The sequence below is a fragment of the Culicoidibacter larvae genome, assembly GCF_005771635.1.
GTDB classification, from domain to species: Bacteria; Bacillota_I; Bacilli_A; order Culicoidibacterales; family Culicoidibacteraceae; genus Culicoidibacter; species Culicoidibacter larvae.
Genome location: NZ_VBWP01000001.1, coordinates 331,291 through 356,569 on the forward strand (window position 1 = coordinate 331,291; position 25,279 = coordinate 356,569).

A 25,279-nucleotide genomic window follows, 5' to 3' on the forward strand; every position below is an offset into this window, starting at 1 on the left:
AAAATGGTTAATAATGTGTTTTTCGTGTGTTTTTTGTTGTTTTTGAACGCGGATTATTATATAATTAAGATAATTTAAGTGTTCGGGGGAATAATAATGAATAATTCGATAGCGAAAAAGTTTATTCGCATCTTTTTAGCAACAACGATACTTTCTGGGAGTAGTGTTGTTTTTTTTGATATTCTGGCAAATAGTATGCCGGTGAGTGCTGCAAGTGAACCAATTACGATTGATAGCGGGACTGAGCATGAATATACGATTCCGGTAGATAGTAGCGAGAAGATTGAAACAGAAATTCCTGATGGTTATGTGCAAAGTAATACTAAGAAACCGAATTTTAATAAAGAGAATCTAAAAGCGTATAGCGGGCCGGTACCCAGCGAAATAAAAAATGCTTTTCAGATTAGTGATAATCAATTTATTAACATTTTAGCAATGGAGGGTACAGTCTCTCAAGAGCCTGCCGTAGGCATTTCAACAATGTATGCTGTGCTTACTGATAAACAGGGGAATATTCTCTCAAGTAAGTCAATTCCTAAAAATATTAATGAAAGTAGTCCGCCCCTAGTTGATTCTGAAAGCATCGGAGAATATGCCAGATATTCAATGAGTACTCAAAATGGTAATTCAGTTCAGGTTTTTTATCGTGGCCAGATTCCTGGGGATAATAATATTGATAATCGGATTGCAACAATTACTGTAGATGGCAGCAATAATATTTCGACTATTTATAGCACTATTTCTAAGGGAACATATGTGCCTCAGCAACCAGTGCAAATGTTTAATTTTATTAAAGGTATAAATCAAAATGTTGTAACTGGTGATTTACAAAAGTCTGTATGGAATCTGAAACATTTTGAGGTGTATTATATTAATGATTCAGGAGTATACTCAGAACAGAAAGTGTTAACTGCTCCAGATTATTCACAAATGCTTCCTGGTTATGATGATGAAAACAAATTCTTATTTATAACTTCAGATAATATGGTGAGTACTGCTGATGGTGGGTTTGCTGCCACTGTTATAGCGTATGATCCAACAATTTCGAGATACGCTGTTGTTGTTTGGAATGCAGATGGCAGCATTAAGTATCAGTATAATTTAAATGCAGGAGATCGCATTACCAGTCAAAGTGATCTTTCGGATAGCAATACTTATTATTTCTTAGAACGCAAGAGTTCAGGGGGAGCAACACTGTTACAGAAGATGGATTTGGTAACTGGTGATGTCTCTACTTTGCAGGAGTTTCCGTCTGGAACAAATATTCGGATTTATCCAGATTATGATTCTACTTACGGAACAGAATATTCTTATTATGGATCTATTAAGTCTGCCACTGGTCCCTTTGCTGGGATTGACGATAGTGGAAACGGTGGAGCAGTCACTGGGACAATGAGTCAAGATTTTAGTATTTATAATGCAAGCTTAATAAGTGCTAATGGTACTGTTCAACAAAACTTTAGTAAAAATATTGATGGTGCACTTTATTTTACCGGCGGAAGAACTTCGGCAACAGATTTTGCTGAGAAGCCTGCTGGCGGTTGGGTTAGTACAAACAACGCTTTCTTTGGAACCATGACTTTAATTGATGATTATGCTCCAGCATTAAAAGTAGGCTCGCCAGTCATGATAAATAAAGACAGTGTGACTAATTGGGATAGCGAATTGCTTAACGGCGTAAGTGTTATAGATGTTTTTGATTTAACTAAAGATTTAGGGAATCGAGATCAGTCCTGGCTGGATGAACGCATCAATCGTAATCCTTTAGATGTAGAGCTGGGTTATGATTGGGCAGCACTTGGTTTAGATAAAACTAAAGTTGGACCGAATACCGTTACCTATTTTGTGACCGATAGTTCAATGCAAATTACGGCTGATTCAAAAATTGTTAACGTTGTTGCTAATTCGACAAAATATGATTCCGGTAAGATTGTGGCTTTAGATGCACATAGTTTTGCGATTAGTTTGCAAGAGGCAAAGGATTTAACTGATACACAAGCGAAAGATGCGACTTATGGAAATGTGGTTTCATGGGATATGTTGACGGGAACAGCGCTTGATGGAAATGTTACTGTTGATCCAGCAGAGCTTGCAACGATTACTAATGCTACGGCTGCCGGAGTATACCCATTAACATACAGTATTGTGGAAAATGGTGTTACAGTTACTAATACAATCAAGGTATTTGTAACTGATAGCAGCACAATTGTTGATCCGGCTAATGATGTAGTGTTATATGCAAATGATTTCTCGGTTCAATTAAATGTTGTTGCGTCATTTGATAGCAATGCGGCTTTAAGTGAATCAAGTGCTAAAGCATATTCATATTCAACTGGTGATCAATATCCGATAACGAGTTTGAGTGCAGATGTTAGTGCAGTTCGGGTGGCAACGACAGTCGGTCCGGTAAATATGGATATCACGTTTACTGGTTCAAGTACAACAACCACTAGTGTTATTGCCTCGGTTTTAAATGAGGACACAGATATTGCTTCGGATAATTCGTTGGCATTATTTGCACAAAATTTCACCATCAACCTGGATGACGTTACAACCCTTGATGCTAAAGCTGCGGCAGAGGTTAAGGCTTGGAATATGAATACAGGTAATGATTTAACTTATAAAGTAAAACCTGACTCAACAGAACTGGCTGCAATTACTGGTGCTCAAAATGCTGGACTCTATAACTTAACATTTTTAGTTCAAGATGATCAAGGTGATCCTGATGCTCAACCTGGACCTGTAGTTAGCAATACGATAACGGTATTCGTAACCGATGATAATACAAAAGTAAATGGCGATTTGATTTTGTTCGCAAATGATTTTAATTTGCACTTGGATGAAGTAGCGGATGCGACAAGCGATAGTTTGAAAAACTTGAGCGGAGCTAAGGCGTATAAGATTTCAACGGCAGGAGAGTTACCTGATGCCAATATTACCGCAGATACAACTGCAGTTAAAGGAGCGACTGCTGTCGGGCCGGTTAACGTAAGTATTACTTATAGTGATGGTACGGATACGGTGACAACGGTGGTTGCTTCGATTATTGATGATAACACGGTTATTAATGATAGTGAAGCGATTTATGCAACCAACTTTAAGGTTGCTGTAAATGATGTGGCTGGGTTGGATGATGATGCGATTATTACGCGGGCCAACGCAAAAGCTTGGAATATGAAGGATGGTACGGGAATAGATATTTCAGTAAATGGTGCTATTCAAGCAACTGCTGGAGCATATTCGGTGACTTTTTCAACTGATGCAGGTACTGAAAAGACTATTATTGCAACTGTTTTTGATGATGATATGGTGATTGATGATGCTAAGGGCAAAGCGATTTATGCTAGGAGCTTCACTGTGGATATCGCTCAAGTAGATACTTTGAATAGTGCGGCGATTATTGATTTAGCTGGTGCGCGGGCATGGAGCACAATTGATGGCAGCGATATTGATGTGAGCGTTGCTTCAAATGGTATTCAGAAACTTGCCGGTGTTTATGACGTTACGTTTACTACGGATGCTGGAACAACCCGAGCTGTAAAGGTGACGGTTAAAGATGACAATACCGTGATTGATAATGGTGAGGCTTTATATGCAACTGATTTTAGAATAAGCAGTGATGAAGTTGATGGTCTGGATGATGTTACTGTCAATGCCAAAGCTGGGGCAAAAGCTTGGAAACTGAATGACGGTTCGTCAGTCAGTTTCACTACGGAGTTTTCCTCAATAGTAAAAACACCAGGAACATACCCGGTTACTTTTACAACTGATGCTGGAACAAGTGCGGTCATTTATGCGACTGTTTATGATGAGGATACAGTAATCGATGATAATAATGACGAAGCAATATATGCGCGTGATTTTATTGTGGATAAGTCAGCAGTTGCGACATTGGATAAAACTGCTGTTGATGATTTGGCAGCGGCTAAGGCTTGGAAACTTGAAGATGGCAGTACAGTGACTTTTGCTACCGATTTTGCTGCAATTCAAGATCAGGTTGGTGCGTATCCGGTTGCGTTTACTACAACAGCAGGGACAACTATAAGCGTAATTGCTTCAGTTGTTGATGCGGATACAACTTTTGATGATGTAAATAAAGAAGCAATATATGCACATAATTTTACAGTGACAACAGATGAAGTGGCAACGTTATCAAAAACAATTGTGGATGGTAAAGCTGAGACGAAAGCTTGGAATACTGATACGGGAGCTTTGTTAACTTGGGTAACTGATTTTAGTGCTGTGCAAAGTGCAGCTGGTGCGTATCCGGTGATATTTACTACAACAGCAGGAACGACACGGACAATTATGGTTAGCGTTACTGATGATGAAACGATTGTTGATCCGGTAACGAATGAAGCGCTTCGGGCAACTGATTTTATTGTTAATTTAAATAATGTTGCTACCCTCGATAAAACCGCTGTGGATACTTTAGCTGGTGCAAAAGCATGGAAACTTGAAGATGGTAGTCCGGTTACATTTACAACTGCCTTTAGTATTGCTGAGCAAGTCGGGGTTTATCCGGTAACCTTTACAACTGATGCGGGAACGAGCAAGACAGTTCTGGCTTCGGTTGTAGATGGTAATACTAATTATGATGTTAATCATACTGTGGCACTTTATGCCAATAATTTTAGTGTCGCACTTGAAGATGCAGCAAATCTAAATGAGGCTATGGTTAAAGACGCAACTCATGCAGCTGTGAAAGCATGGAATATGACGAGCGGCGCAGATGTTACTGCCAATATAACTGTGAATAGCAGTGAGTTACAAGCGATTCAAAATGCATCTAATGCTGGACCGTATTCACTGACGTTTGAAGTTGTTGAAGCGGGAGCAACAGTGAATAAAGTTATTACAGTTTTTGTTACTGATGATAATACTATTGTTGATCCGGATAAGAATGTTGTGTTGTATGCAAATGATTTTACAATGCAATTAATTGACGCGGCATCAGCAACGAGTGCTCAAGTTAAGACTTTAACTGATGCAAAAGCATATAACTATGCGACTGGAGCGCAACTTTCAGACACTAATATTAGTGCAGATGTTTCGGCGCTAAATACGGCATCGGTCGCTGAGCCGGTGAATGTGCCGGTTATATTTAATGATGGTAATATAATTACTCAGGTAGTGATTGGCTCACTCATTGATGAAGATACCGCGCTTGATCCAGATAAAAATGAGGCTTTGCATGCGGCGAACTTCACGCTTGATAAGAGTGAAGTCAGTGGCTTAACCAAAACAATTGTTGATGGAAAAGCCGGTGCGAAAGCGTGGAAACTTTCGGATGGAAGTACAGTGACTTTTGATACTGACTTTACAGCGATTGCCGAGGCAGCTGGTGCTTATCCAGTGACATTTACAACGACAACTGGAGTGACGAAAACTGTCTACGCAACTGTGACTGACAGCGATACAATAGTAGACCCTGCTAAAGATACGGCAGTATATGCAGCGAACTTTACGCTTGATAAGAGTGAAGTGAGCGGCTTAACTAAAATGATTGTTGATGGAAAAGCCGGCGCGAAAGCATGGAAACTTTCGGATGGAAGTGAAGTGACTTTTGACACTGACTTTACCGCAATCCAAGCACAGGCTGGCGTGTATCCAGTAAGTTTTACAACGACAACTGGAGTAAGCAAAACAGTTTATGCAACGGTAACTGATGCGGATACAATTGTAGATCCGGATAAAGATACCGTGTTATATGCAGCAAACTTTACTCTTAATAAGAGTGAAGTCAGCGGCTTAACCAAAGCAATTGTTGATGGAAAAGCTGAGGCAAAAGCATGGAAATTATCAGACGGAAGTGAAGTTGCTTTCGATACTGATTTCACAGCAGTTGCCGAGGCAGCTGGTGCGTATCCGGTGACCTTTACGACGACAACAGGAGTGACGAAAACAGTTTATGCAACAGTAAGTGATGCAGATACAGTTGTTGATCCAGCTAAAGACACGGCATTATATGCACATGGCTTTATGATTGATAAAACTGAAGTAGCTGGTTTAACAAAAGCAATTGTTGATGGAAAAGCTGAGGCAAAAGCATGGAAGTTATCAGATGGAAGTGAAGTTGCTTTCGATACTAATTTCACAGCGGTTACCGAAGCAGTTGGCGTGTATCTGATAGTCTTCACTACGACAACCGGAGTGGAGCAGACAGTTTATGTGACGGTAACTGATAATAATACTGTTATTAATGGTGATGAAGCATTGTATGCGCGTAACTTCAGCATGGAAGCGAGTGATGTGGCAAGTTTAGATGATACCCAAATCATTTTGCTTGCCGAAGCAAAAGCATGGAATATTAATGATGGTAATAGCATTCCATTCACAGTAGATGCCAGCCAATTGCTTGCGGAAGTCGGAACGTATCCGGTCACATTTGCTACAGCGGCAGGAACAGAGCGAACTATTTATGTTACGGTTGTTGATGATAACACCGTAGTTGTTAATGATGAAGCGTTGTATGCCCATAGTTTTATTATAAATATTGATGAAGTAGCTGGGTTGGATGAAGCAACGGTTCTTGCGAAATCTGAAGCGAAAGCGTGGAATGTTAATGATCTTTCGCCAGTCAGTGTATCAGCTGATTTCAGCATGATTTCAGCAAAAGCTGGCGCGTATCCAGTGCAAGTGAAAACGGTGCATGGAACAACAAGAACAGTTTATGCTACAGTAGTTGATGATAAGACGGTAGTAACCGGTGATGTTGCGGTTCGTGCTGACAACTTTGAACTTTTGGTAAGCCAAGTTGCCGGACTGAGCGATGCGCAAGTACGGGAATTAGCTGGATTCCAGGCGTGGCTAGTTAACGGCGGACAAGATGTCAGCGATTACTTCAATGTTGATTACTCACAGGTTGTAGGGGCTGTTGGCAGCTATGCAGTTATTTTTGATGGAACTGCCATACAGCAGTACAGTGGTGATTTGATTAGTAAGACGGTTATTGCTAATGTAGTTGCCGATCCAATCAATCCAGATTTGCCAATTACCGGAGGTAACGAGTTTGAGTTTGGGCTTATTGGCTTGCTGAGTGTTATAGCTGGTGCAGCTTTGATTATTCGTCGAAAAAACCGATAATGGTCAAAACCAGGTCTTCCGCGGAAGACCTGGTTTTTTATTTTTCTTTAAAAAAGTATTGACCTTCACGTAACGTAAGGGTTTATGATATGATTATCAGGAGGTGACGAGATTATGGAGTATACAGTGCAGAAACTGGCGCAACTGGCAGGAGTGAGCAGCAGGACGCTGCGTTATTATGATGAAGTTGGTATTTTGAAGCCGGCACGAATTAATTCATCCGGTTATCGGATTTATGGTGCTCTTGAGGTTGAGCGGTTGCAACAAATTTTATTATATCGCGAGCTTGATGTCAGTTTGGAGACGATTAAGTCAATTATGTTGGATCCACAATTTGATATGCAGTCAGCATTGGCACATCATCTCGCTCAGTTGCTGAAAAAGAAAATGCGGTTAGAGTTACTTATTAATAATGTTGAGAAAACGATGGCTGCCAATAAAGGAGATGAAACTATGACTGATAAAGAACGTTTTGAAGGATTGAAGCAGCAACAGTTGGCTGATAATGAGGCTAAGTATGGTGCTGAGGTTCGTGAAAAATATGGTGAAGCGGCAGTGGCGGCTTCAAATAAGATGTATGCCAATATGTCGTTTGAAGAGCATGCCGAGGTTGAGCGTATTAATGATGAAATGTTTGTGGCGCTTAAAGCAGGCTTTGCGACTGGCGATGCCGGGAGCGAAGCGGCGCAACAGGCGGCTGATCTACATCGCCAATGGCTGCAGTTTTTTTGGCCGGAATATAGTGCAGAGGCACATCGAGGGATTACCCAGATGTATGTTGATGATGAGCGGTTTGCGACTTTCTATGATAAGGAGCAGCCGGGCTTAGCTGAGTTTTTGCGTGATGCAGTTTTGATTTATACGAGTAAATAGGTTGTTTGAAAAGCGCTGCCGCCGGTTGAACGGCGGTGCTTTTTTTGTTTCTTTAAATAAAAAAGCTATTATAGTTGACATTGTGTAAGAAATATTATACATTATGTATGTAATAAATTACTTTTGAAAGGGGTTATTGATTATGACTTATAGTAGTAAGAAGACTATTGCTAGTGTATTTGGTGGTATTTTGTTAGTTATTGCATATATTATTTATGGATTTAGCGCTTGGGCGCCAGCCGGTGATGATTTGCAGGGGTGGGCGATTGCGTTGCTGATTTTTATTAGTGCCGGGATTGTTGTTAGTATTGTGATTCAGATTTTATTTAATATCGGAGCTTCAATTGGCATTGCGATTCAACAGCGTGATCGTGATGACAAGGAAGTTGAAAGGGATATTGAGCGGGTTATTAAGTCGAGCGATCTGGAAGATGAAATGTATAAGTTGATTAGTATGAAGGCTTTGCGGGTAAGTTTTGTTATTGTTAGTGCTGGGTTTATGGTTACGCTTGGTTTATTTGCTTTAGGATTTTCACCGGTGTTTGGTTTAAATGTTTTGGCGGCAGCATTCTTTGTTGGTTCAATTGCTGAGGGGATAATGAAAGTGTATTTGAACGAGAGAGGTGTGTAACATGGCAGAAAAGTTGCATATAATTAATCATATTCGCAAGCTACGCTTTTTCGCTGATGAAATGACGCAACTGGAATTGGCGGAAAAGGCTGGTGTTTCGCGGCAAACAATTGTTGCACTTGAAGCCGGTAAATACTCGCCATCACTTGAACTTGCTTTTAAGATTGCTAATGTATTTGCGGTGCCGATTGGTGAGGTTTTTGAATGTCAGCCGAAAAATAGTGAGGTGATAAAATGAGTGGTAAAGCGTTAATAGTTGTTTATTCATATCATCATGGCAATACTGCTAAAGTTGCACAAGCAATGGCGAAGACAGCTCATGCAGAAGTGAAGCAAATTGATGAAGTCACTGAAGATGACATCTTGAATTGCACTTTGCTTGGGCTAGGTGCCGGCATTGATAGTGCCAAACATTATCAGCCGATGCTGGATTTTGCTGAAACGCTCCCGGCAGCTGGTGGACAAAAAGTATTCTTGTTTTCTACTGCGGCTTTAGCGAGTGAGAAGAAGATGGTTAGTGACCATAACACCCTTCGTGATATTGTAACTAAAAAGGGTTATAAGGTTGCTGGCGAGTTCAGTTGCAAAGGATATAATACTAATAGTTTTTTGAAGTTTATCGGTGGAATGAATAAGCGTCATCCTGATGCTGAGGATTTGCGCGCTGCCGAAAATTTTATTGATACTCTGATTGACTGATTGGAGTGAAGGTTGATCCCGGTCAAGAGCCACCCTCTTGACCGGGATTTCTTTTAAAAAAATATTGACGTAAGACGCTGGCTATACTATAATATATAAGTCTGGGTTGCTATATGCCCCTGATTATTTTTAAACCTTATTGATACACCCGGAAGTGTGGGTCAAGAGGATATAATTAACGTCAAGGAATGACGAAAGAGAGGAGGACCTTAAATGCCTACAATCAATCAACTTGTTCGCAAAGGCCGTGAATCAAAAGTAAGAAAAACAAAAGCTCCAGCGTTAGGTGTTGGAATTAACAGCTTGAAAAAGAAACAAACTGAAGTAAATTCACCGCAAAAACGTGGCGTATGTACTCGTGTTGGTACAATGACACCGAAGAAACCAAACTCGGCGCTTCGTAAATATGCCCGTGTGCGTTTATCAAATAGTATTGAAGTTACAGCGTATATTCCTGGTGAAGGACACAACCTTCAAGAACATAGTGTTGTGTTAATCCGTGGAGGACGTATCAAAGACTTACCTGGGGTACGTTACCGTATTATCCGTGGTGCACTTGATACTGCTGGGGTTAATAACCGTAAGCAATCACGTTCACGTTATGGTACTAAACGTCCTAAGTAATTTTTGAAGCATTGAGAAGCGCTCGCAATCTTTGAAAATTGCATAAAATTATTCGGTTACGTATATTTAGATACGCGCCCTCATAATTTTATACAATTTCCTTTGATTTCAATCGCTTTCAAATACTTCAAAATAATAACAATAAACGTAACAAAAATATGAATAAAATTAAAATGGATTAGACTGTGGCGTATTTGAGGAAAAGCCGTGAGATGAAGGAGGAGCGTATCTAAATATACGTGACGACTGAGGCGAGGGGCTTTGACGATGAAGACGACCAGTATCATTCATTTTGAAGGGAGGAAATGACATGCCACGTAAAGGAGCAGTCGCAAAACGCGATGTATTGCCAGATCCGATTTATAACTCGAAAATGGTGACACGCCTTATTAATAAAATTATGATCGACGGTAAACGTGGAACTGCACAAAACATTTTATATGGTGCGTTCAACATTATCGCTGAAAAAACTGAGCAAGAGCCAATGGCAGTTTTCGAACAAGCGTTAGAAAACATTATGCCGATTCTTGAAGTAAAAGCTCGCCGTGTTGGTGGTGCAAACTACCAAGTACCGATCGAGGTAACACCTGAGCGTAAAGTTACATTAGGACTTCGTTGGTTAGTTAATTATTCACGTCTTCGTGGAGAGAAAACTATGGAAATCCGTCTTGCTAACGAAATCATGGATGCTGCTAATGGAAATGGAGCATCAGTGAAAAAACGTGAAGATACACATAAGATGGCAGAAGCAAACCGTGCGTTTGCACACTACCGTTGGTAATAAACTTTGCTTTGCAAGGAGTTTATTAATGGAAAGATTGCAAAATTCTTTATTTGATTGGGCTTTATGTATTTAGAGCACATCAAAGAAATAATTTTGAAAGGAGAGAAAAAATTCTATGGGACGTAAGTTTTCACTAGAAAAAACACGTAATATCGGGATTATGGCCCACATCGATGCTGGGAAAACGACAACAACAGAACGTATTTTGTTCTATACTGGTCGTATTCACAAAATTGGTGAGACTCATGAAGGTGCATCTCAGATGGACTGGATGGAGCAAGAACAAGAACGCGGGATTACAATTACTTCGGCAGCTACAACTGCTGAGTGGAAAGACCACCGTGTAAATATTATCGATACCCCAGGTCACGTTGACTTCACTATTGAAGTTGAACGTTCATTACGTGTACTTGATGGCGCAGTTGCCGTTTTGGATGCTCAATCTGGTGTTGAGCCGCAAACAGAAACTGTTTGGCGTCAAGCAACAACTTATGAAGTACCACGTATCGTATTTATTAATAAGATGGATAAAATCGGTGCTGATTTCAACTACTCTGTTGGAACATTACATGACCGTCTTGCAGCGAATGCACACCCTATCCAATTACCGATTGGTGCGGAAAATACATTCACTGGTATGATCGATTTAGTTGAAATGCATGCTTTATTTTATGAAGATGAATTAGGAAATGATCCTCATATTAAAGAAATTCCTGCTGATATGTTAGCAGAAGCTGAAGAGGCTCGCGCGAACTTAGTTGAAGCAGTTGCAGAATTAAACGAAGATTTAATGGAAAAATACCTTGAAGGTGAAGAAATCACTAAGGAAGAACTGAAAGCAGGTATCCGTAAGGCTACACTTGCAGTTCAATTCTACCCAGTAGTTTGTGGTACAGCCTTCAAAAATAAAGGTGTTCAGCCAATGCTTGATGCAGTAATTGATTACTTGCCGGCACCAACTGATATTCCTGCGATTAAAGGTACTTTACCAAATGGTGAAGAAGCTGAGCGTCACGCTTCAGACTCTGAACCATTCTCAGCATTAGCATTTAAGATTATGACTGACCCGTATGTAGGGAAATTAACATTCTTCCGTGTATACTCAGGTGTCTTAAAATCAGGATCTTATGTACTGAATGCAACTAAAGGTAAAAAAGAACGTATCGGACGTATCTTACAGATGCATGCGAACAGTCGTGAAGAAATCAGCGAAGTATACGCTGGGGATATCGCTTCTGCTGTAGGTTTGAAAGATACTACGACTGGTGACTCATTAACTGATGAGAAACATGAAATCATTCTTGAGACTATCCATATTCCGGAACCGGTTATCCAGGTAGCTATTGAACCAAAATCAAAAGCTGACCAAGATAAAATGGGTATTGCTTTATCTAAATTAACTGAAGAGGATCCAACTTTCCGTGCGGAAACAAACTCTGAAACCGGACAAACAATTATTGCTGGTATGGGTGAGTTACACTTGGATGTTCTTGTAGACCGTATGCGTCGTGAATTCAACGTTGAGGCTACTGTTGGTGCTCCTCAGGTTGCTTATCGTGAAACATTCCGTCAAGCAGCTGAAGTTGAAGGTAAGTTCGTTCGCCAATCTGGTGGACGTGGACAATATGGACACGTTTGGGTTAAATTTGAACCACAAGAAGAAGGTGCTGGATACGAATTCGTTGATGCTGTAGTTGGTGGGGTTGTTCCTCGTGAATACATTAACTCAGTTGATGCTGGTATCCGTAATGCTATGGAAGGCGGCGTTCTTGCCGGATTCCCATTAGTAGATATTAAAGCAACTTTATTCGATGGTTCTTACCATGATGTCGATTCATCGCAAATGGCGTTCGAAATCGCTGCAAGTATGGCTTTGAAAGCTGCTGCTACAAAATGTAAGGCAGTATTGTTAGAGCCAATTATGAAAGTTGAAGTTATTATTCCGGAAGAGTACATGGGAGATATTATGGGTGACATTACATCTCGTCGTGGACGCGTTGACGGAATGGAAGCTCGCGGAAACGCTCAAGTTGTTCGTGCTTTCGTACCACTTGCAGAAATGTTTGGTTATGCAACTACACTTCGTTCATTGACTCAAGGTCGTGGCGTTTATGTAATGCAATTTGACCATTACGAAGACCTGCCAAAATCATTGGCAGAAGAAGCAATTAAAAAAGTGAAAGGATAGTCAAAAATTTTGGCTTCCGGCAATGAATTTTATTGCTATACAGACTTTAAAATAACTTGTCGTGTCGGTAAATTTGCCGATTTGCCGACATGCTCAGCTAAAAATATCGTTTTTGGCTAAAAATTATTGATTTTAGAAGAAATGTTGTTGTATTTTGTAATCAATTTGGTTACAATGATAGCGACAATGTTTAATAAATTTAGGAGGAATTAATAATGGCAAAAGAAAAATTTGACCGTTCAAAACCCCATGTTAATATCGGAACTATCGGACACGTTGACCATGGGAAAACAACTTTAACAGCAGCTATTACTACTGTATTAGCTAAAAATGGTGGAGGACAAGCAATGGGTTACGACCAAATTGATGGTGCTCCTGAAGAACGTGAACGTGGTATTACAATCAATACTTCACACGTTGAATATGAAACAGCAAATCGTCACTATGCACACGTTGACTGCCCAGGCCATGCTGACTACGTTAAAAACATGATCACTGGTGCTGCTCAAATGGACGGAGCTATCTTAGTAGTTTCTGCATCTGACGGACCTATGCCACAAACTCGTGAGCATATCTTACTTTCTAACCAAGTTGGTGTTGGATATATCGTTGTATTCATGAACAAATGTGACATGGTTGATGACGAAGAATTACTTGAATTAGTAGAAATGGATATTCGTGACTTATTAAGCGAATATAACTTCCCTGGAGATGATACTCCAGTAATCCAAGGTTCAGCTTTAAAAGCTCTTGAAGGAGATGCTGGTTATGAAGCGAAAATTCTTGAATTGATGGAAGCTGTTGATACTTATATCCCAACTCCAGAACGCGATACTGACAAACCATTCTTAATGCCAGTTGAAGATGTATTAACAATCACTGGACGTGGAACAGTTGCTACAGGACGTGTTGAGCGTGGACAAATCAACTTGAACGACAACGTTGAAATCGTAGGTTTCGGTGAAACTCGTACAGTTGTAGTTACAGGAATCGAAATGTTCCGTAAATTATTAGACTTCGCTGAAGCAGGAGACAATATCGGAGCATTGCTTCGTGGGGTTGACCGTAACGAAATCGAACGTGGACAAGTATTATCTAAACCAGGTTCAGTTACACCACACAAAAAATTCAAAGCACAAGTTTATGTTTTGAGTAAAGAAGAAGGTGGACGTCATACTCCATTCTTCAATAACTATCGTCCTCAATTTTATTTCCGTACAACTGACGTAACAGGTGTTGTTACATTACCAGAAGGTACAGAAATGGTTATGCCAGGCGACAACGTTGAAATGATCGTTGAATTGATCACTACAATCGCGGTAGAAAACGGAACTAAGTTCTCAATCCGTGAAGGTGGACGTACTGTAGGTGCGGGTTCAGTTGTTGAAATCATGGAATAATCCTGATTTGGATAAATAATAAAAAGACCTCTTGTTACAAGAGGTCTTTTTTGTGTTATACTGAGTGCAGAAAAACATTCAAGGTGGTATCAAGCATGGATAAGGAAGAAATACGAACACGCAGATTGTTAAACCAGAAAATTTTGTCATCAGACTTGAAAACGCCACAAGCAGTAGTCGCTCATATGGGTGCAATGCAAGCGCAAGAATATGCAATGGCTAAATGGGCTGTTGGTCTGCGGGCGCCGGGATTGAAAGATAGCGATATTGAAGCAGCTTTTAATAGCGGCGAGATACTTCGAACGCATATCTTGCGTCCGACCTGGCATTTCGTTGCTCCAGCGGATATTCGTTGGCTCATTGCATTGAGTGCACCTCGAGTACAACAGCAGAATGCCGGTTATTATCGTAAGGTCGGTGTTGATGAGCATTTGTTTGCCAAGGCAAATGCGGTGCTTGAAGCCAAGTTAAGCGGTGGTGTGCAGATGACGCGTACGCAGCTTGCTGAGGAGTTTGCGGCGGCAGGAATTGAAGCTAAAGGCATGGCACTTGCTTATTTGTTGATGAATGCTGAGCTTTGCGGACTTATCTGTAGTGGTGCGCGCGTGGGCAAGCAGTTTACTTATGCATGGCTTGATGATGTGGTGCCAACAACTGCTCCGTTGGCGCACGAAGAAGCGTTAGCGATGTTGTCAGAGCGCTATTTCGCCAGTCGTGGTCCGGCAACGGTGCATGATTTTGCTAACTGGTCAGGACTTACATTAAGCGACGCACGTTTAGGCGCTAGACTGCTTGATGCTTCCTTTGCGGTTGTGACTTTTGATGGCAAAGATTACATTTTCAGGGATAATGGGATGTCATTAGAGGGCTTAAAGGCAACAACGTTTTTGATGCCTGATTATGATGAGTATGGCATGAGCTATAAAGATCGCAGTGCGCTTTCAGCCGGCAGCGAGCTAGTTGCCAGCCAGTCAGATTATAGTCATTGGCTGGTTGCTGAGGGTATGATTGCCGGCACTTGGGAGAAGCAGGTAAAGGGTAAGCACACAGCAGCTATTGTAAAGCCGCTGGTTACAATTGCCAGTGAAGAAGTGGTCGATGCTGCGGTACAACGATACTGTGATTTCTGGGAGTGAAAAAACACCTGGGCCGCCCAGAAGGCGGCCCGGGTGTATAATTTTAACATAAGCCATAGAGATGGTAGTTCATTGCATTTTGCGTTATAATAAGGGCAGCGGAGATGGATGACAATGTGGAATACAAGATATTTTGAGATTAATGAACATGAAATTGAATCTGAACGTTTGCCGGAGCATTTCGCCGGATTTTCGATTATGCAGATTTCTGATTTACATGATAAAGAATATGGTGCTGATAATGAGCTGTTGTTAGCGGCAATTCGTGCTCATCGCACCGATATTTTTGTGGTGACCGGAGATTTGTATGATCATGAAGAGCGAGTTGCTTTGCATTTGATGAGTGAACTGGTGAAATTGGGACCTACTTATTATTGTACCGGCAATCATGAGGCTCGGGTTGAACCGGCTTATTTGGCAGTTGAAGCAGAGATGCGCAAGCTTGGTGTTCATGTGTTGCGGAATGAAGCCGAGGTTATTGAGCGTGGCAATGATCGATTGATTATTGCCGGGGTTGATGATCCTGAGTTTTATTTGAAAACAATTGATGATTCGGTCGTTATTAATGATGAAATACAGGAGGCTTTGGCAATGGTTAAGCCTGGTTTTACGGTGTTGCTGAGTCACAGACCGGAGTTGTTTGCTGATTATGTTGCCAATCATATTGATGTAGTATTTTCCGGTCATGCACATGGCGGGCAGATTCGTTTGCCTTTTAAACCATTTAAAGAAGGTATAGCATCGGTAAATCAGGGATTAGCACCTAAATATACAGCGGGAATTCATACTATGAATCAGACTAATATGGTTGTTAGTCGTGGTTTGACTAATCATGTTTGGCTGCCACGAATCATGAATCCGGCTGAGTTAGTTATTGTTCGTTTGCAGATAAAAAAAGTAGCCGAATAAGCGAAGCAAATCAGTTGAGAATAATTCTGTTTTGCACTATAATAAGTGGAGTGGCAATTTCAGTTTGTAGGGGGACATGGTTGCCATTGTTAAAAAATAACTTTTGTGCTTAACTGTGTGTTGCGTAAGGCAATACACTTTTTTTCTACGTTTCAGTGACGCTTATTTGTCGTGAAATTGCACCATAGTTATGATAGAATAAGAACAGGTGATATTTATTATGAGTCAAGAATATATAGTGGTAAAAGGTGCTCGTGAGAACAATTTAAAGAACATTGATATTAATGTTCCGAAGAACCAATTGGTGGTCATGACCGGACTATCTGGTTCGGGAAAAACTTCATTGGCATTCGATACTATTTACGCAGAGGGGCAACGTCGTTATGTTGAATCATTATCAGCATATGCGCGGCAATTTTTAGGGAATGCTGAAAAACCCGATGTTGATACAATAGAAGGTCTTTCGCCGGCAATTTCGATTGACCAAAAAACAACAGGTCGTAACCCGCGGTCAACCGTGGGAACGATGACCGAAATTTATGATTATTTACGGTTATTATTTGCTCGTGTTGGTGTACCTTATTGTCCGAACCATCATATTCGGATTGAAGCGCAGTCAGTACAGGAAATGGTAGACCGTTTATTGCAATATCCAGAAGCAACTAAAATGCAGGTTTTAGCACCGGTTGTTGACGGACAAAAAGGAACGCATGTTAAAGTTTTAGACCAATTACGGAAAGACGGATATATTCGTTTGCGTATTAATGGTGAAATGATGATGATTGATGACAATATCCAGCTTGAGAAAAACAAGCGCCACACTATTGAAGTAGTCGTGGACCGGATAGCAATCAAAAGCGGCATTGAGTCACGATTATTTGATTCATTGGAAACGGCATTGAAACTTGCTCATGGGCGAATTAAGGTTGATGTTATTGGTGATCAGGAATTAATCTTCAGTGAACAATTCGCTTGTCCGATTTGTGGATTTACAGTTGGTGAGTTAGAACCAAGATTATTCTCGTTCAACTCTCCTTTTGGTGCTTGTCCTACATGTAAAGGTCTTGGTGTTGACTTAAAAGTTGACCCCGAGTTAATTTTAAAACACAAAAATTTAACTGTTGCAGAAAACTTACGTAAAGTTTCTAATGGTATGGGCTGGTCACCGGAATCAATCTATTATTCAATGTTGCGACAAACTTGTGAATCACTAGGTATTGATTTAAGTAAGAAGATTGAAGATTTCACTAAAAAAGAATTAGATGTTATTTTATATGGCTCAAATAAATTGATTGATTATGAGTTCCAGACTGAGTCTGGACGGGTACATCAACGACGTGATACTTTTGAAGGTTTGGTACCAAACCTGGAACGTCGGTATGGTGAAACAACCAGCGAATGGGTTCGTGAACAGATTCGCGGTTGTATGAGTGAACAATCATGTCCTGATTGTCACGGGTTGCGGCTTTCGCCGCAAGCGTTGTCGGTTATCGTTGATAAACGCAATATTGCGGAAGTGACTTCACTTTCAGTTGAGGATGCCTTGCACTATGTGAAGCATTTAGAGCTTAATGAGCGGGAACGCAAGATTGCCAACCTGATCGTTAAGGAGATTCGTGATCGCTTGACGTTCCTTGAGAATGTTGGGATTGGTTATTTGAATTTAAGCAGGATGGCAGCGACGCTTTCTGGTGGTGAGTCGCAACGGATCCGTTTGGCGACGCAAATCGGATCGCGCTTGACCGGAGTTACTTATGTACTTGATGAACCGTCAATCGGCTTACATCAGCGTGATAATGACCGTTTGATTGAAACCTTACAAGGCATGCGTGACCTGGGCAACAGCGTTATTGTTGTTGAACATGATGAAGATACGATGTTAGCGGCAGATACTTTAATTGATATCGGACCGCGTGCCGGAGTTCATGGTGGTGAAGTTGTTGCCATGGGGACACCGGAAGAGGTTATGAAAAACAAGAATTCAATTACCGGGCAATACTTGTCAGGTAAGGAATATATTCCGCTTCCTAAGGCGCGCCGCCAAGGGAACGGACAAACGATAAAGGTTGTTGGGGCAACTGAAAATAACTTGAAAGATATTAATGTTGAGTTTCCATTAGGAACATTGACTTGTATTACCGGTGTTTCTGGTTCAGGAAAATCAACCTTAATCCATGACATCTTATATCGTTCACTTTCAAGCCACTTTTATTCTTCGAAAGAGAAGCCAGGTGCGCATAAGAAAATTGAAGGTTTGGATCAATTGGAAAAAGTTATTGATATTGACCAGTCAGCAATTGGCCGGACACCACGATCAAATCCGGCGACATATACCGGAGTATTCGATGATATTCGTGACTTATTTGCACAAACAAATGAGGCGAAGATGCGTGGTTATCAAAAAGGACGCTTCTCATTTAATGTTAAGGGCGGTCGTTGTGAAGCCTGTCAAGGTGACGGGATAGTTAAGATTGAAATGCACTTCTTACCAGATGTTTATGTTCCATGCGATGTCTGTCATGGAAAACGTTATAACCGTGAAACACTGGATATTCGCTATAAAGGTAAAAATATTTTTGAAGTTTTAGATATGACGATTGATGAAGGATTAGAATTCTTTGATAAAATTCCTAAAATTAAACGTCGTTTACAAACAATTGTTGATGTTGGACTTGGTTATGTAAAATTAGGTCAGTCAGCAACAACGCTTTCTGGTGGGGAAGCACAACGGGTGAAACTCTCAAGTGAGCTGCACCGTCGTTCTAACGGCCGCAGTATTTATATTCTTGATGAGCCAACAACCGGACTTCATATTGATGATGTGAAGCGCCTGATTGAAGTATTGCAACGAATTGTTGATACTGGCGATACGGTAATTGTTATTGAGCATAATCTTGAAGTTGTAAAAGTAGCCGATCATATTATTGACTTAGGGCCTGAAGGCGGGGACCGTGGTGGACAAGTGATTGCTACCGGTACACCTGAAGAAGTTGCTCAAGTAAAAGGCTCATATACCGGGTTATACTTGGCAAAAATTCTTGAACGGGATAAAGATCATCCGCGGATTTAATTTTTGGGGAAAAGTTGGGCCGGAGCCAGCAGTTTACTGCTGGCTCCGGCTTTTTTGTTAGGTGCAATAAAGCTTTGATGTGCTATAATGGGTATAAGATTTTTCAATGAAAGCTGGGATAGTAATGTTTGAAACACCGCAACAATATATTGAGTCGTTGCCGGAGATTGCGCAGGCTTGGATGAATGAGTTTATTGATTATACGGCAGCAAAATATCCGCAGGTGCCTTTGGTGATGTTTCGCCAGCGGCCGATGTTTAAGTTCAGCGATAAGTACACTGAGGGTTATGTGATGTTTACTGCGGCTTCGACGCATTTTACCGTGCATTCAATGGAGTTTGATTTGGTGGAAGCGATGAAAGAAAAGTTGCCGAAGGCGAGTTTTGGCAAGGGTAGCATTAAGGTGAAATTTAATGATGAGGCGGCGAAGCCGGCGCTATATGAGTATGTTGATGCGGTTATGGCGCGACACGGTTATGCGGAGGCGAAGTGATGGAGTTCAAAAAGCAGTTTTTTGAAGTGATTGATTCGACGAATCGGTATGCCCTTGAGCATGAGTGTGCACACGGAATGGTTATTTATACTGATGAGCAGACTGCCGGGATAGGTCGTTTTAAACGACCGTGGCAAGCTGCGGCGGGTATGAATGTGATGATGAGTATTTGTGTCGATATTCCTGAGGAGAGCCGAGCGGTTATTGGCCGGTTGGCGCTCTTCTGCGGGTTGGCGGTTACTGCGGCTTTGCAGCAGTTAGGTGTTGAAGCGCAAGTGAAGTGGCCGAATGATGTGCTTGTTGCCGGTAAGAAGCTTGCCGGTATTTTGGTTGAGACGCGTGGTAGCAAGGCAGTTATTGGCATTGGTCTCAATGTAAATCAGCTTGATTTTCCTGATGAGGTTGCTGCGAAGGCGACGTCACTTGCTTTAGTCACGGGTACGGAGCTTGACCGAGATGTTGTGATGGATGCTGTGTTAGGGCAGTTTGCGATATATTTTGATCGATTTGTTGCCGGCACCACGGATTTTGTTGCTGAGTATGAGCGGATTATGTATGGTCTTGGTTCTTGGGTTAAGGTTGATGCCGATCAGGTGTTGTTGCTTGGTATTGATGCAAGTGGTACTTTACGGATTCGGGATGAGATTGGAATGGAGCGTTTGGTGTATAGCGGAGCGATAAGTTTTGAGTCGGTGTATGCAGATATGCTATAATAGAATTGGTTTTGAAATAGCCGCTTATTTGAGCGGCATTTCGAGCGGGATTGAAGTTTTTTTAAGCTTCAAATTTTACGAGAATAGAGAGGATGTCGTCGATGTCACATACTATTGAGAGAATGACTGTTGGTGAGTTACAAATTACTTTGGGACTTACAGCCTTATATGAAGGTTTTGATGATCAGCGGATTATTAATGATGATTCGGTTTCACGACCTATTTTGGAGATGACTGGTATTTTTGAATACTTTAATAGTACGCGGGTACAGGTTATTGGAAATCAGGAAATGGAGTTACTTGACTCTTTGGAGCCGCATGTAGCTGAAGAGCGAATTAGTAAGTTATGTAGCTATACCGATATTCCGGCAATCGTGCTTTCGCGTTCGCGTCAGGCACCACAATATATGATTGATCGTTGTCGTGAGAGCGGGATTCCGCTTTTTTCTTCGGCGTCAATTACAACGATGCTGATTGCTAACTTGTCACGCATTTTACGGGAGTATTTTGCCCCGCAGACTAATATGCATGGGGTTATGCTTGATGTTAAAGGTATTGGTGTAATTATCACCGGCGAGAGCAGTATCGGGAAAAGTGAGACTGCGCTTGAGTTGGTAACGCGTGGCAATCAGTTGATTAGTGACGACCGGGTTATTGTATATGAAGTTGAACCGGGGATGTTGATCGGTAAGGCGCCGCGAGTTTTAGAGCGGATGATGGAAATTCGTGGCTTGGGCATTGTTGATATTATGACGATGTACGGTGCGGGTTCATTCCGGCAGAAGAAAAGTTTATCACTAGTCATTCAGTTGGTTGAGTGGACGAAGCAGATTGATTACGATCGAATTGGTTTACAGACCCAGCAGATGCAGATTTTGAATACGATGGTGGACCGCATTATCTTGCCGGTTCGTCCGGGACGAAACACGGCAACTTTAATCGAGTCAGCGGCGCTGAATCAAAAGTTGCGGCGGCTCGGTATCAATAGTGCGGAAGCATTTATTGAGCGTTTGAGTCAGTCGATTTCGCAAAGCGAAATCGGTGAGGAAGGTACAGGTGTTGACAATGAGTAATCCGGCATTGGATTTAGGCATATTTAAAATACACTGGTATGCGATTATTATTGTAGTTGGGGCGATTATAGGGTTGTTCTTTGCGTATCGCGAGGCCAAAAGATTTAAGGTATCGTTGGATACGGTTATGGATTTATTCTTATATATTTTTATTGCCGGTATTATTGGAGCGCGTATATATTATGTCGTTTTTGAATGGCAGCAATTTGCCAGTGATCCGATGAAAGTCTTTGCGATTTGGAATGGTGGTTTGGCAATTTACGGCGGCATTATCGGCGGTGGAATTGCCGGACTAGTGTATTGTTATGTGAAGAAAGTTAATTTCTGGCTTTTCACTGATATAGCGATGCCATCGGTATTGTTGGCTCAAGCAGTCGGTCGTTGGGGTAACTTTGTAAACATTGAGGCTTATGGCGGCATTGTTCCGGGTATTGATTTGGCAGCACAACATGATTTCTTGAAGGGATTATTTTTGCCGGATTTCATTATTGACCGGATGTTGATTAATGGCGCATACCATCACCCAACCTTTTTATATGAAAGTATTTGGAGCGTTATTGGCGTATTAATTATCTTTCTGATTTTACGACGCTGGAAAGGTTTGCTTTTGGGCGAAATTACAGCATTTTACTTTATATGGTACGGGATTGGTCGTTTCTTTATTGAAGGAATGCGTACTGATAGTCTCTACATTTTCGACACTTTCAGAGTTTCGCAATTGTTATCATTACTGTTGATAGCAGTAGCACTCGGGATTGTCATTTGGCGACGAGTCGCCCGTAAGTATATGACGCCATATCGCGAGGCTAAGCCATATCTAGGAATAACAAACGAAGCGGAGGAAACTGCACATGTATGATACTTATTTATTTGATGTTGATGGGACATTGTTGGATACAAATGAATTGATTTTAAATTCATTTGAGTACGTATTGAAAAAATACTTCCCGGCGCGGACCTATGATCGTAAAGATTTAGTCCAATTTACCGGACCAACGCTGATCCAAAGTTTTAGTGCTTTGAATCCGGAACATGCTGAACAAATGGTGATTGATTACCGCAAATATAATTTAGAGCATCATGATGAAATGGTGAAAATTTTTCCCAATGTTGAGTTGACTTTGGAGCAACTGAAGCAAGACGGCAAACAACTCTCGGTTGTTTCCTCTAAAAAGAACGATGTGGTTATGCGCGGTTTGAAATTATTTAACATCGACCAATATTTTGATATTGTAATTGGTGCGGATGATGTTGAAAAACATAAGCCGGAGCCGGAACCGTTATTGAAAGCATTACAATTTTATAACGAACCAAATTATGCTATAATGATAGGTGACAACAGCCACGATATTGACGGCGCAAAAAATGCCGGCATTGATTCTGTTGGTGTTGCCTGGAGTTTGCGCGGGCGCGACTTTATAGCCGCACTGCAACCGACATATGTTATTGATGATATGAAGGAATTGCTGAATCTTCGCAAATAAAAAAGCAGATGTTTTGAAAAATTAAAGTATAAAGGTGGAACAATAAATGGAAATTTATGATGTAATAATTATTGGTGCCGGTCCTGCAGGGATGACGGCAGCCGTATATGCCAGCCGGGCAGAACTAAAAACGCTTATTCTTGAAGCGGGAGCTCCCGGTGGAAAAATGTTGAAAACAATGGAAATTGGTAACTGGCCGGGGATTGTTGAAGCAAAAGGACCTCAGTTAGCAATGGAAATGTATAAACATTCAACAGCTTTCGGAGCGAAATTTGATATGGGCGATGTTGAACGCATTGATCTTGATGGCGATATTAAAGTTGTTAAGTTAGCGAACGGCAAAGAGTTCCGTGCTAAAACAGTAATTTATGCAACCGGAACTAAAGAACGGACATTGCATATTCCCGGACGTGAAAAAATGGAAGGCCGCGGAATTTCTTATTGTGCGATTTGTGATGGTGCATTCTTCCGTAATCGTGATGTTGTCGTTGTTGGTGGCGGTAACTCAGCGCTTGAAGAATCACTACACTTAACTAGCTTAGTCAATAAAGTGTACTTGATTCAAATTATGGACAGCTTTAATGCTGAAAAAATTACTGTCGATAAAGTTATGGCAAACGATAAAATCGAAATCCATATGGAAAGCGAAGTTATCGAAGTGCTTGAACGCGAAAATAAAATGGGCGGCGTATTAGTACGCAACAATAAAACAGGTGACGTAGACGAGATTATGGCTGATGGGATGTTTATTTACATCGGTGCTGATCCGGTAACTGCACCGATTGCGCATCTAGGAATTACTGATGAACATGGATACATTTTGGTGAATGACAAAATGGAAACCAGTGTTCCGGGAATTTACGGTGCCGGTGACGTGAACTCGAAAGTGTTACGTCAGATTGTAACTGCCGTGAATGATGGTGCGATTGCGGCGCAAGAAGCATTAGCATACATTCAAAAATCTGAATAAAATGAAGTTTGAGATGAAAGTCGGGGTTGGCCCGACTTTCATCTTTTTTTTCGTCATAAAAGTGATATAATAGGGAGTAAATGAGCGTTAGAAAGAAGGATTCTTGTGCAAAAATTTTATTTTGATGATGCCGAAGCCGGTCTGGTTCGGGCATCATGCCATCCGTTATTCCGTAAGTATTTCAGTGATGATTTCTATTATGATATTTTGGATGATTATTCACCTTTTGGCAATGATGATGGCGCCGATACTTTATATGAGCTTGAAGAGTGGCTAAAGAAGTATGCCGATACTGAGCCGTTGCGTGATTTCCTTGAGGACTTAGCAGTAAAATGGGATTTTGAGATAGATGAGAGTGAATGGGACTTACTCGAGCGCGAACGAATTGTTGATATTTTGCATGATGCACCGTATGCTTTTGATTTAACTGATCGGATTTTTATTGCTACTGCTTTTGGTCAGATAAAAGTGAGCGGTACTTTGAGTGCTGATATTAAAGCATTGGCTGATTGTGCTTTTGAGCGGCAATTAATGATTGTTGATATTTATCAGTATGATGAACCACTTTTAGTTGAGCGCTTAAAGCAGATGCAAGGCGATTTGACTGCCTGTTATGAGGAAATCTGGGCACAAGGATTTCCTAAGTTATACATTCATCGTGGCGAGAAGCTTGAAGAAATTGAACATATTTCATGGAATAACCTTGATAGCTATATTGATGTTTTGAACGAGACGACAATTGCAACTTATTTTATTTTCGAGAATGAGGCTGGATTTCTGCAATGCGCCGGTGCTGACGATGAGTTTATTGTTGAATTTCGTGATGTTGATGAGAATGATTTTCATCACTATATTCTTGGGAAAGAGCCAATTACTAAGAAGCATCAGACCTTCAGTTATGGCGGCGTTAGCCGGGATTTGTTCGGCTACGAAGTTTTAAGTATCGATGACGTCACGTATATTTTAGAAACGTTTTATAATCATCATATGGTACCGCGTGAGTATTTGCTACGAAATATTTCCAGGGAATTTCAATAGGATAATCGGGAACCCTCTGCGAGTCAAGCTCGCAGAGGGTTCTGCACATTTTGCGGGTGCACCCGCAAAATGTGCGCTTCTACCAGTAAAGAAAAAGCGCTATACTTG

The 25,279-nt window shown here is 41.1% G+C and carries 19 protein-coding genes; all 19 read left to right on the forward strand.

The window, feature by feature from the left end; genetic code table 11:
* Positions 1-96: 96 nt before the first annotated feature.
* Positions 97-7,086: a beta strand repeat-containing protein gene (locus tag FEZ08_RS01750; RefSeq protein WP_138189976.1), complete on the forward strand. Its 6,990-nt coding sequence runs from the start codon at positions 97-99 to the stop codon at positions 7,084-7,086.
* 114 nt (positions 7,087-7,200) lie between these two features.
* Positions 7,201-7,959, forward strand: coding sequence for a MerR family transcriptional regulator (locus FEZ08_RS01755; RefSeq protein ID WP_138189977.1), 759 nt, complete (start codon positions 7,201-7,203; stop codon positions 7,957-7,959).
* A 142-nt stretch (positions 7,960-8,101) separates the two neighbouring features.
* The gene (locus FEZ08_RS01760) at positions 8,102-8,590 is read left to right on the forward strand and encodes a hypothetical protein (RefSeq protein WP_138189978.1); all 489 of its coding nucleotides are present in this window, start codon (positions 8,102-8,104) and stop codon (positions 8,588-8,590) included.
* Position 8,591: 1 nt separating this feature from the next.
* A complete protein-coding gene (locus FEZ08_RS01765) occupies positions 8,592-8,828 on the forward strand; it encodes a helix-turn-helix transcriptional regulator (protein WP_138189979.1) in 237 nt (78 codons plus the stop codon).
* Positions 8,825-9,289, forward strand: a complete 465-nt coding sequence (locus FEZ08_RS01770) for a flavodoxin family protein (protein ID WP_138189980.1) — start codon at positions 8,825-8,827, stop codon at positions 9,287-9,289. The genes FEZ08_RS01765 and FEZ08_RS01770 overlap by 4 nt, the downstream gene beginning before the upstream one ends.
* Before the next feature lie 213 nt (positions 9,290-9,502).
* On the forward strand, positions 9,503-9,913 hold the full coding sequence (rpsL, locus tag FEZ08_RS01775) for a 30S ribosomal protein S12 (protein WP_138189981.1): 411 nt from the start codon (positions 9,503-9,505) through the stop codon (positions 9,911-9,913).
* Positions 9,914-10,223: 310 nt separating this feature from the next.
* Entirely contained in the window at positions 10,224-10,694 is a 471-nt protein-coding gene (rpsG, locus tag FEZ08_RS01780; RefSeq protein WP_138189982.1) for a 30S ribosomal protein S7, read from the forward strand.
* 118 nt (positions 10,695-10,812) lie between these two features.
* Positions 10,813-12,885 carry an elongation factor G gene (fusA, locus tag FEZ08_RS01785; protein ID WP_138189983.1) on the forward strand — a complete coding sequence of 691 codons (2,073 nt, stop codon included), beginning with the start codon at positions 10,813-10,815 and terminating at the stop codon, positions 12,883-12,885.
* A gap of 215 nt (positions 12,886-13,100) precedes the next feature.
* Positions 13,101-14,285: an elongation factor Tu gene (gene tuf, locus FEZ08_RS01790; protein WP_138189984.1), complete on the forward strand. Its 1,185-nt coding sequence runs from the start codon at positions 13,101-13,103 to the stop codon at positions 14,283-14,285.
* Positions 14,286-14,380: 95 nt separating this feature from the next.
* Positions 14,381-15,421 carry a winged helix DNA-binding domain-containing protein gene (locus FEZ08_RS01795; RefSeq protein ID WP_138189985.1) on the forward strand — a complete coding sequence of 347 codons (1,041 nt, stop codon included), beginning with the start codon at positions 14,381-14,383 and terminating at the stop codon, positions 15,419-15,421.
* A gap of 114 nt (positions 15,422-15,535) precedes the next feature.
* Entirely contained in the window at positions 15,536-16,330 is a 795-nt protein-coding gene (locus FEZ08_RS01800; protein WP_171014878.1) for a metallophosphoesterase, read from the forward strand.
* Between the two features lie 220 nt (positions 16,331-16,550).
* Positions 16,551-19,400 carry an excinuclease ABC subunit UvrA gene (uvrA, locus tag FEZ08_RS01805; RefSeq protein ID WP_138189987.1) on the forward strand — a complete coding sequence of 950 codons (2,850 nt, stop codon included), beginning with the start codon at positions 16,551-16,553 and terminating at the stop codon, positions 19,398-19,400.
* Between the two features lie 124 nt (positions 19,401-19,524).
* Positions 19,525-19,893 carry a hypothetical protein gene (locus tag FEZ08_RS01810; RefSeq protein WP_138189988.1) on the forward strand — a complete coding sequence of 123 codons (369 nt, stop codon included), beginning with the start codon at positions 19,525-19,527 and terminating at the stop codon, positions 19,891-19,893.
* On the forward strand, positions 19,893-20,606 hold the full coding sequence (locus tag FEZ08_RS01815; protein ID WP_138189989.1) for a biotin--[acetyl-CoA-carboxylase] ligase: 714 nt from the start codon (positions 19,893-19,895) through the stop codon (positions 20,604-20,606). Before FEZ08_RS01810 ends, FEZ08_RS01815 begins: the two co-directional genes overlap by 1 nt.
* A gap of 101 nt (positions 20,607-20,707) precedes the next feature.
* A complete protein-coding gene (gene hprK, locus FEZ08_RS01820; protein WP_171014879.1) occupies positions 20,708-21,679 on the forward strand; it encodes an HPr(Ser) kinase/phosphatase in 972 nt (323 codons plus the stop codon).
* A complete protein-coding gene (gene lgt / locus FEZ08_RS01825; protein WP_138190133.1) occupies positions 21,672-22,538 on the forward strand; it encodes a prolipoprotein diacylglyceryl transferase in 867 nt (288 codons plus the stop codon). The genes hprK and lgt overlap by 8 nt, the downstream gene beginning before the upstream one ends.
* The gene (gene ppaX, locus FEZ08_RS01830; RefSeq protein ID WP_138189991.1) at positions 22,531-23,163 is read left to right on the forward strand and encodes a pyrophosphatase PpaX; all 633 of its coding nucleotides are present in this window, start codon (positions 22,531-22,533) and stop codon (positions 23,161-23,163) included. Before lgt ends, ppaX begins: the two co-directional genes overlap by 8 nt.
* A gap of 46 nt (positions 23,164-23,209) precedes the next feature.
* Complete coding sequence (gene trxB, locus FEZ08_RS01835; RefSeq protein ID WP_138189992.1) at positions 23,210-24,133, forward strand: thioredoxin-disulfide reductase; 924 nt, start codon at positions 23,210-23,212, stop codon at positions 24,131-24,133.
* A gap of 105 nt (positions 24,134-24,238) precedes the next feature.
* Positions 24,239-25,171 (forward strand): hypothetical protein, encoded by a 933-nt coding sequence (locus tag FEZ08_RS01840; protein ID WP_138189993.1) that lies wholly within the window; start codon positions 24,239-24,241, stop codon positions 25,169-25,171.
* Positions 25,172-25,279: the final 108 nt, after the last annotated feature.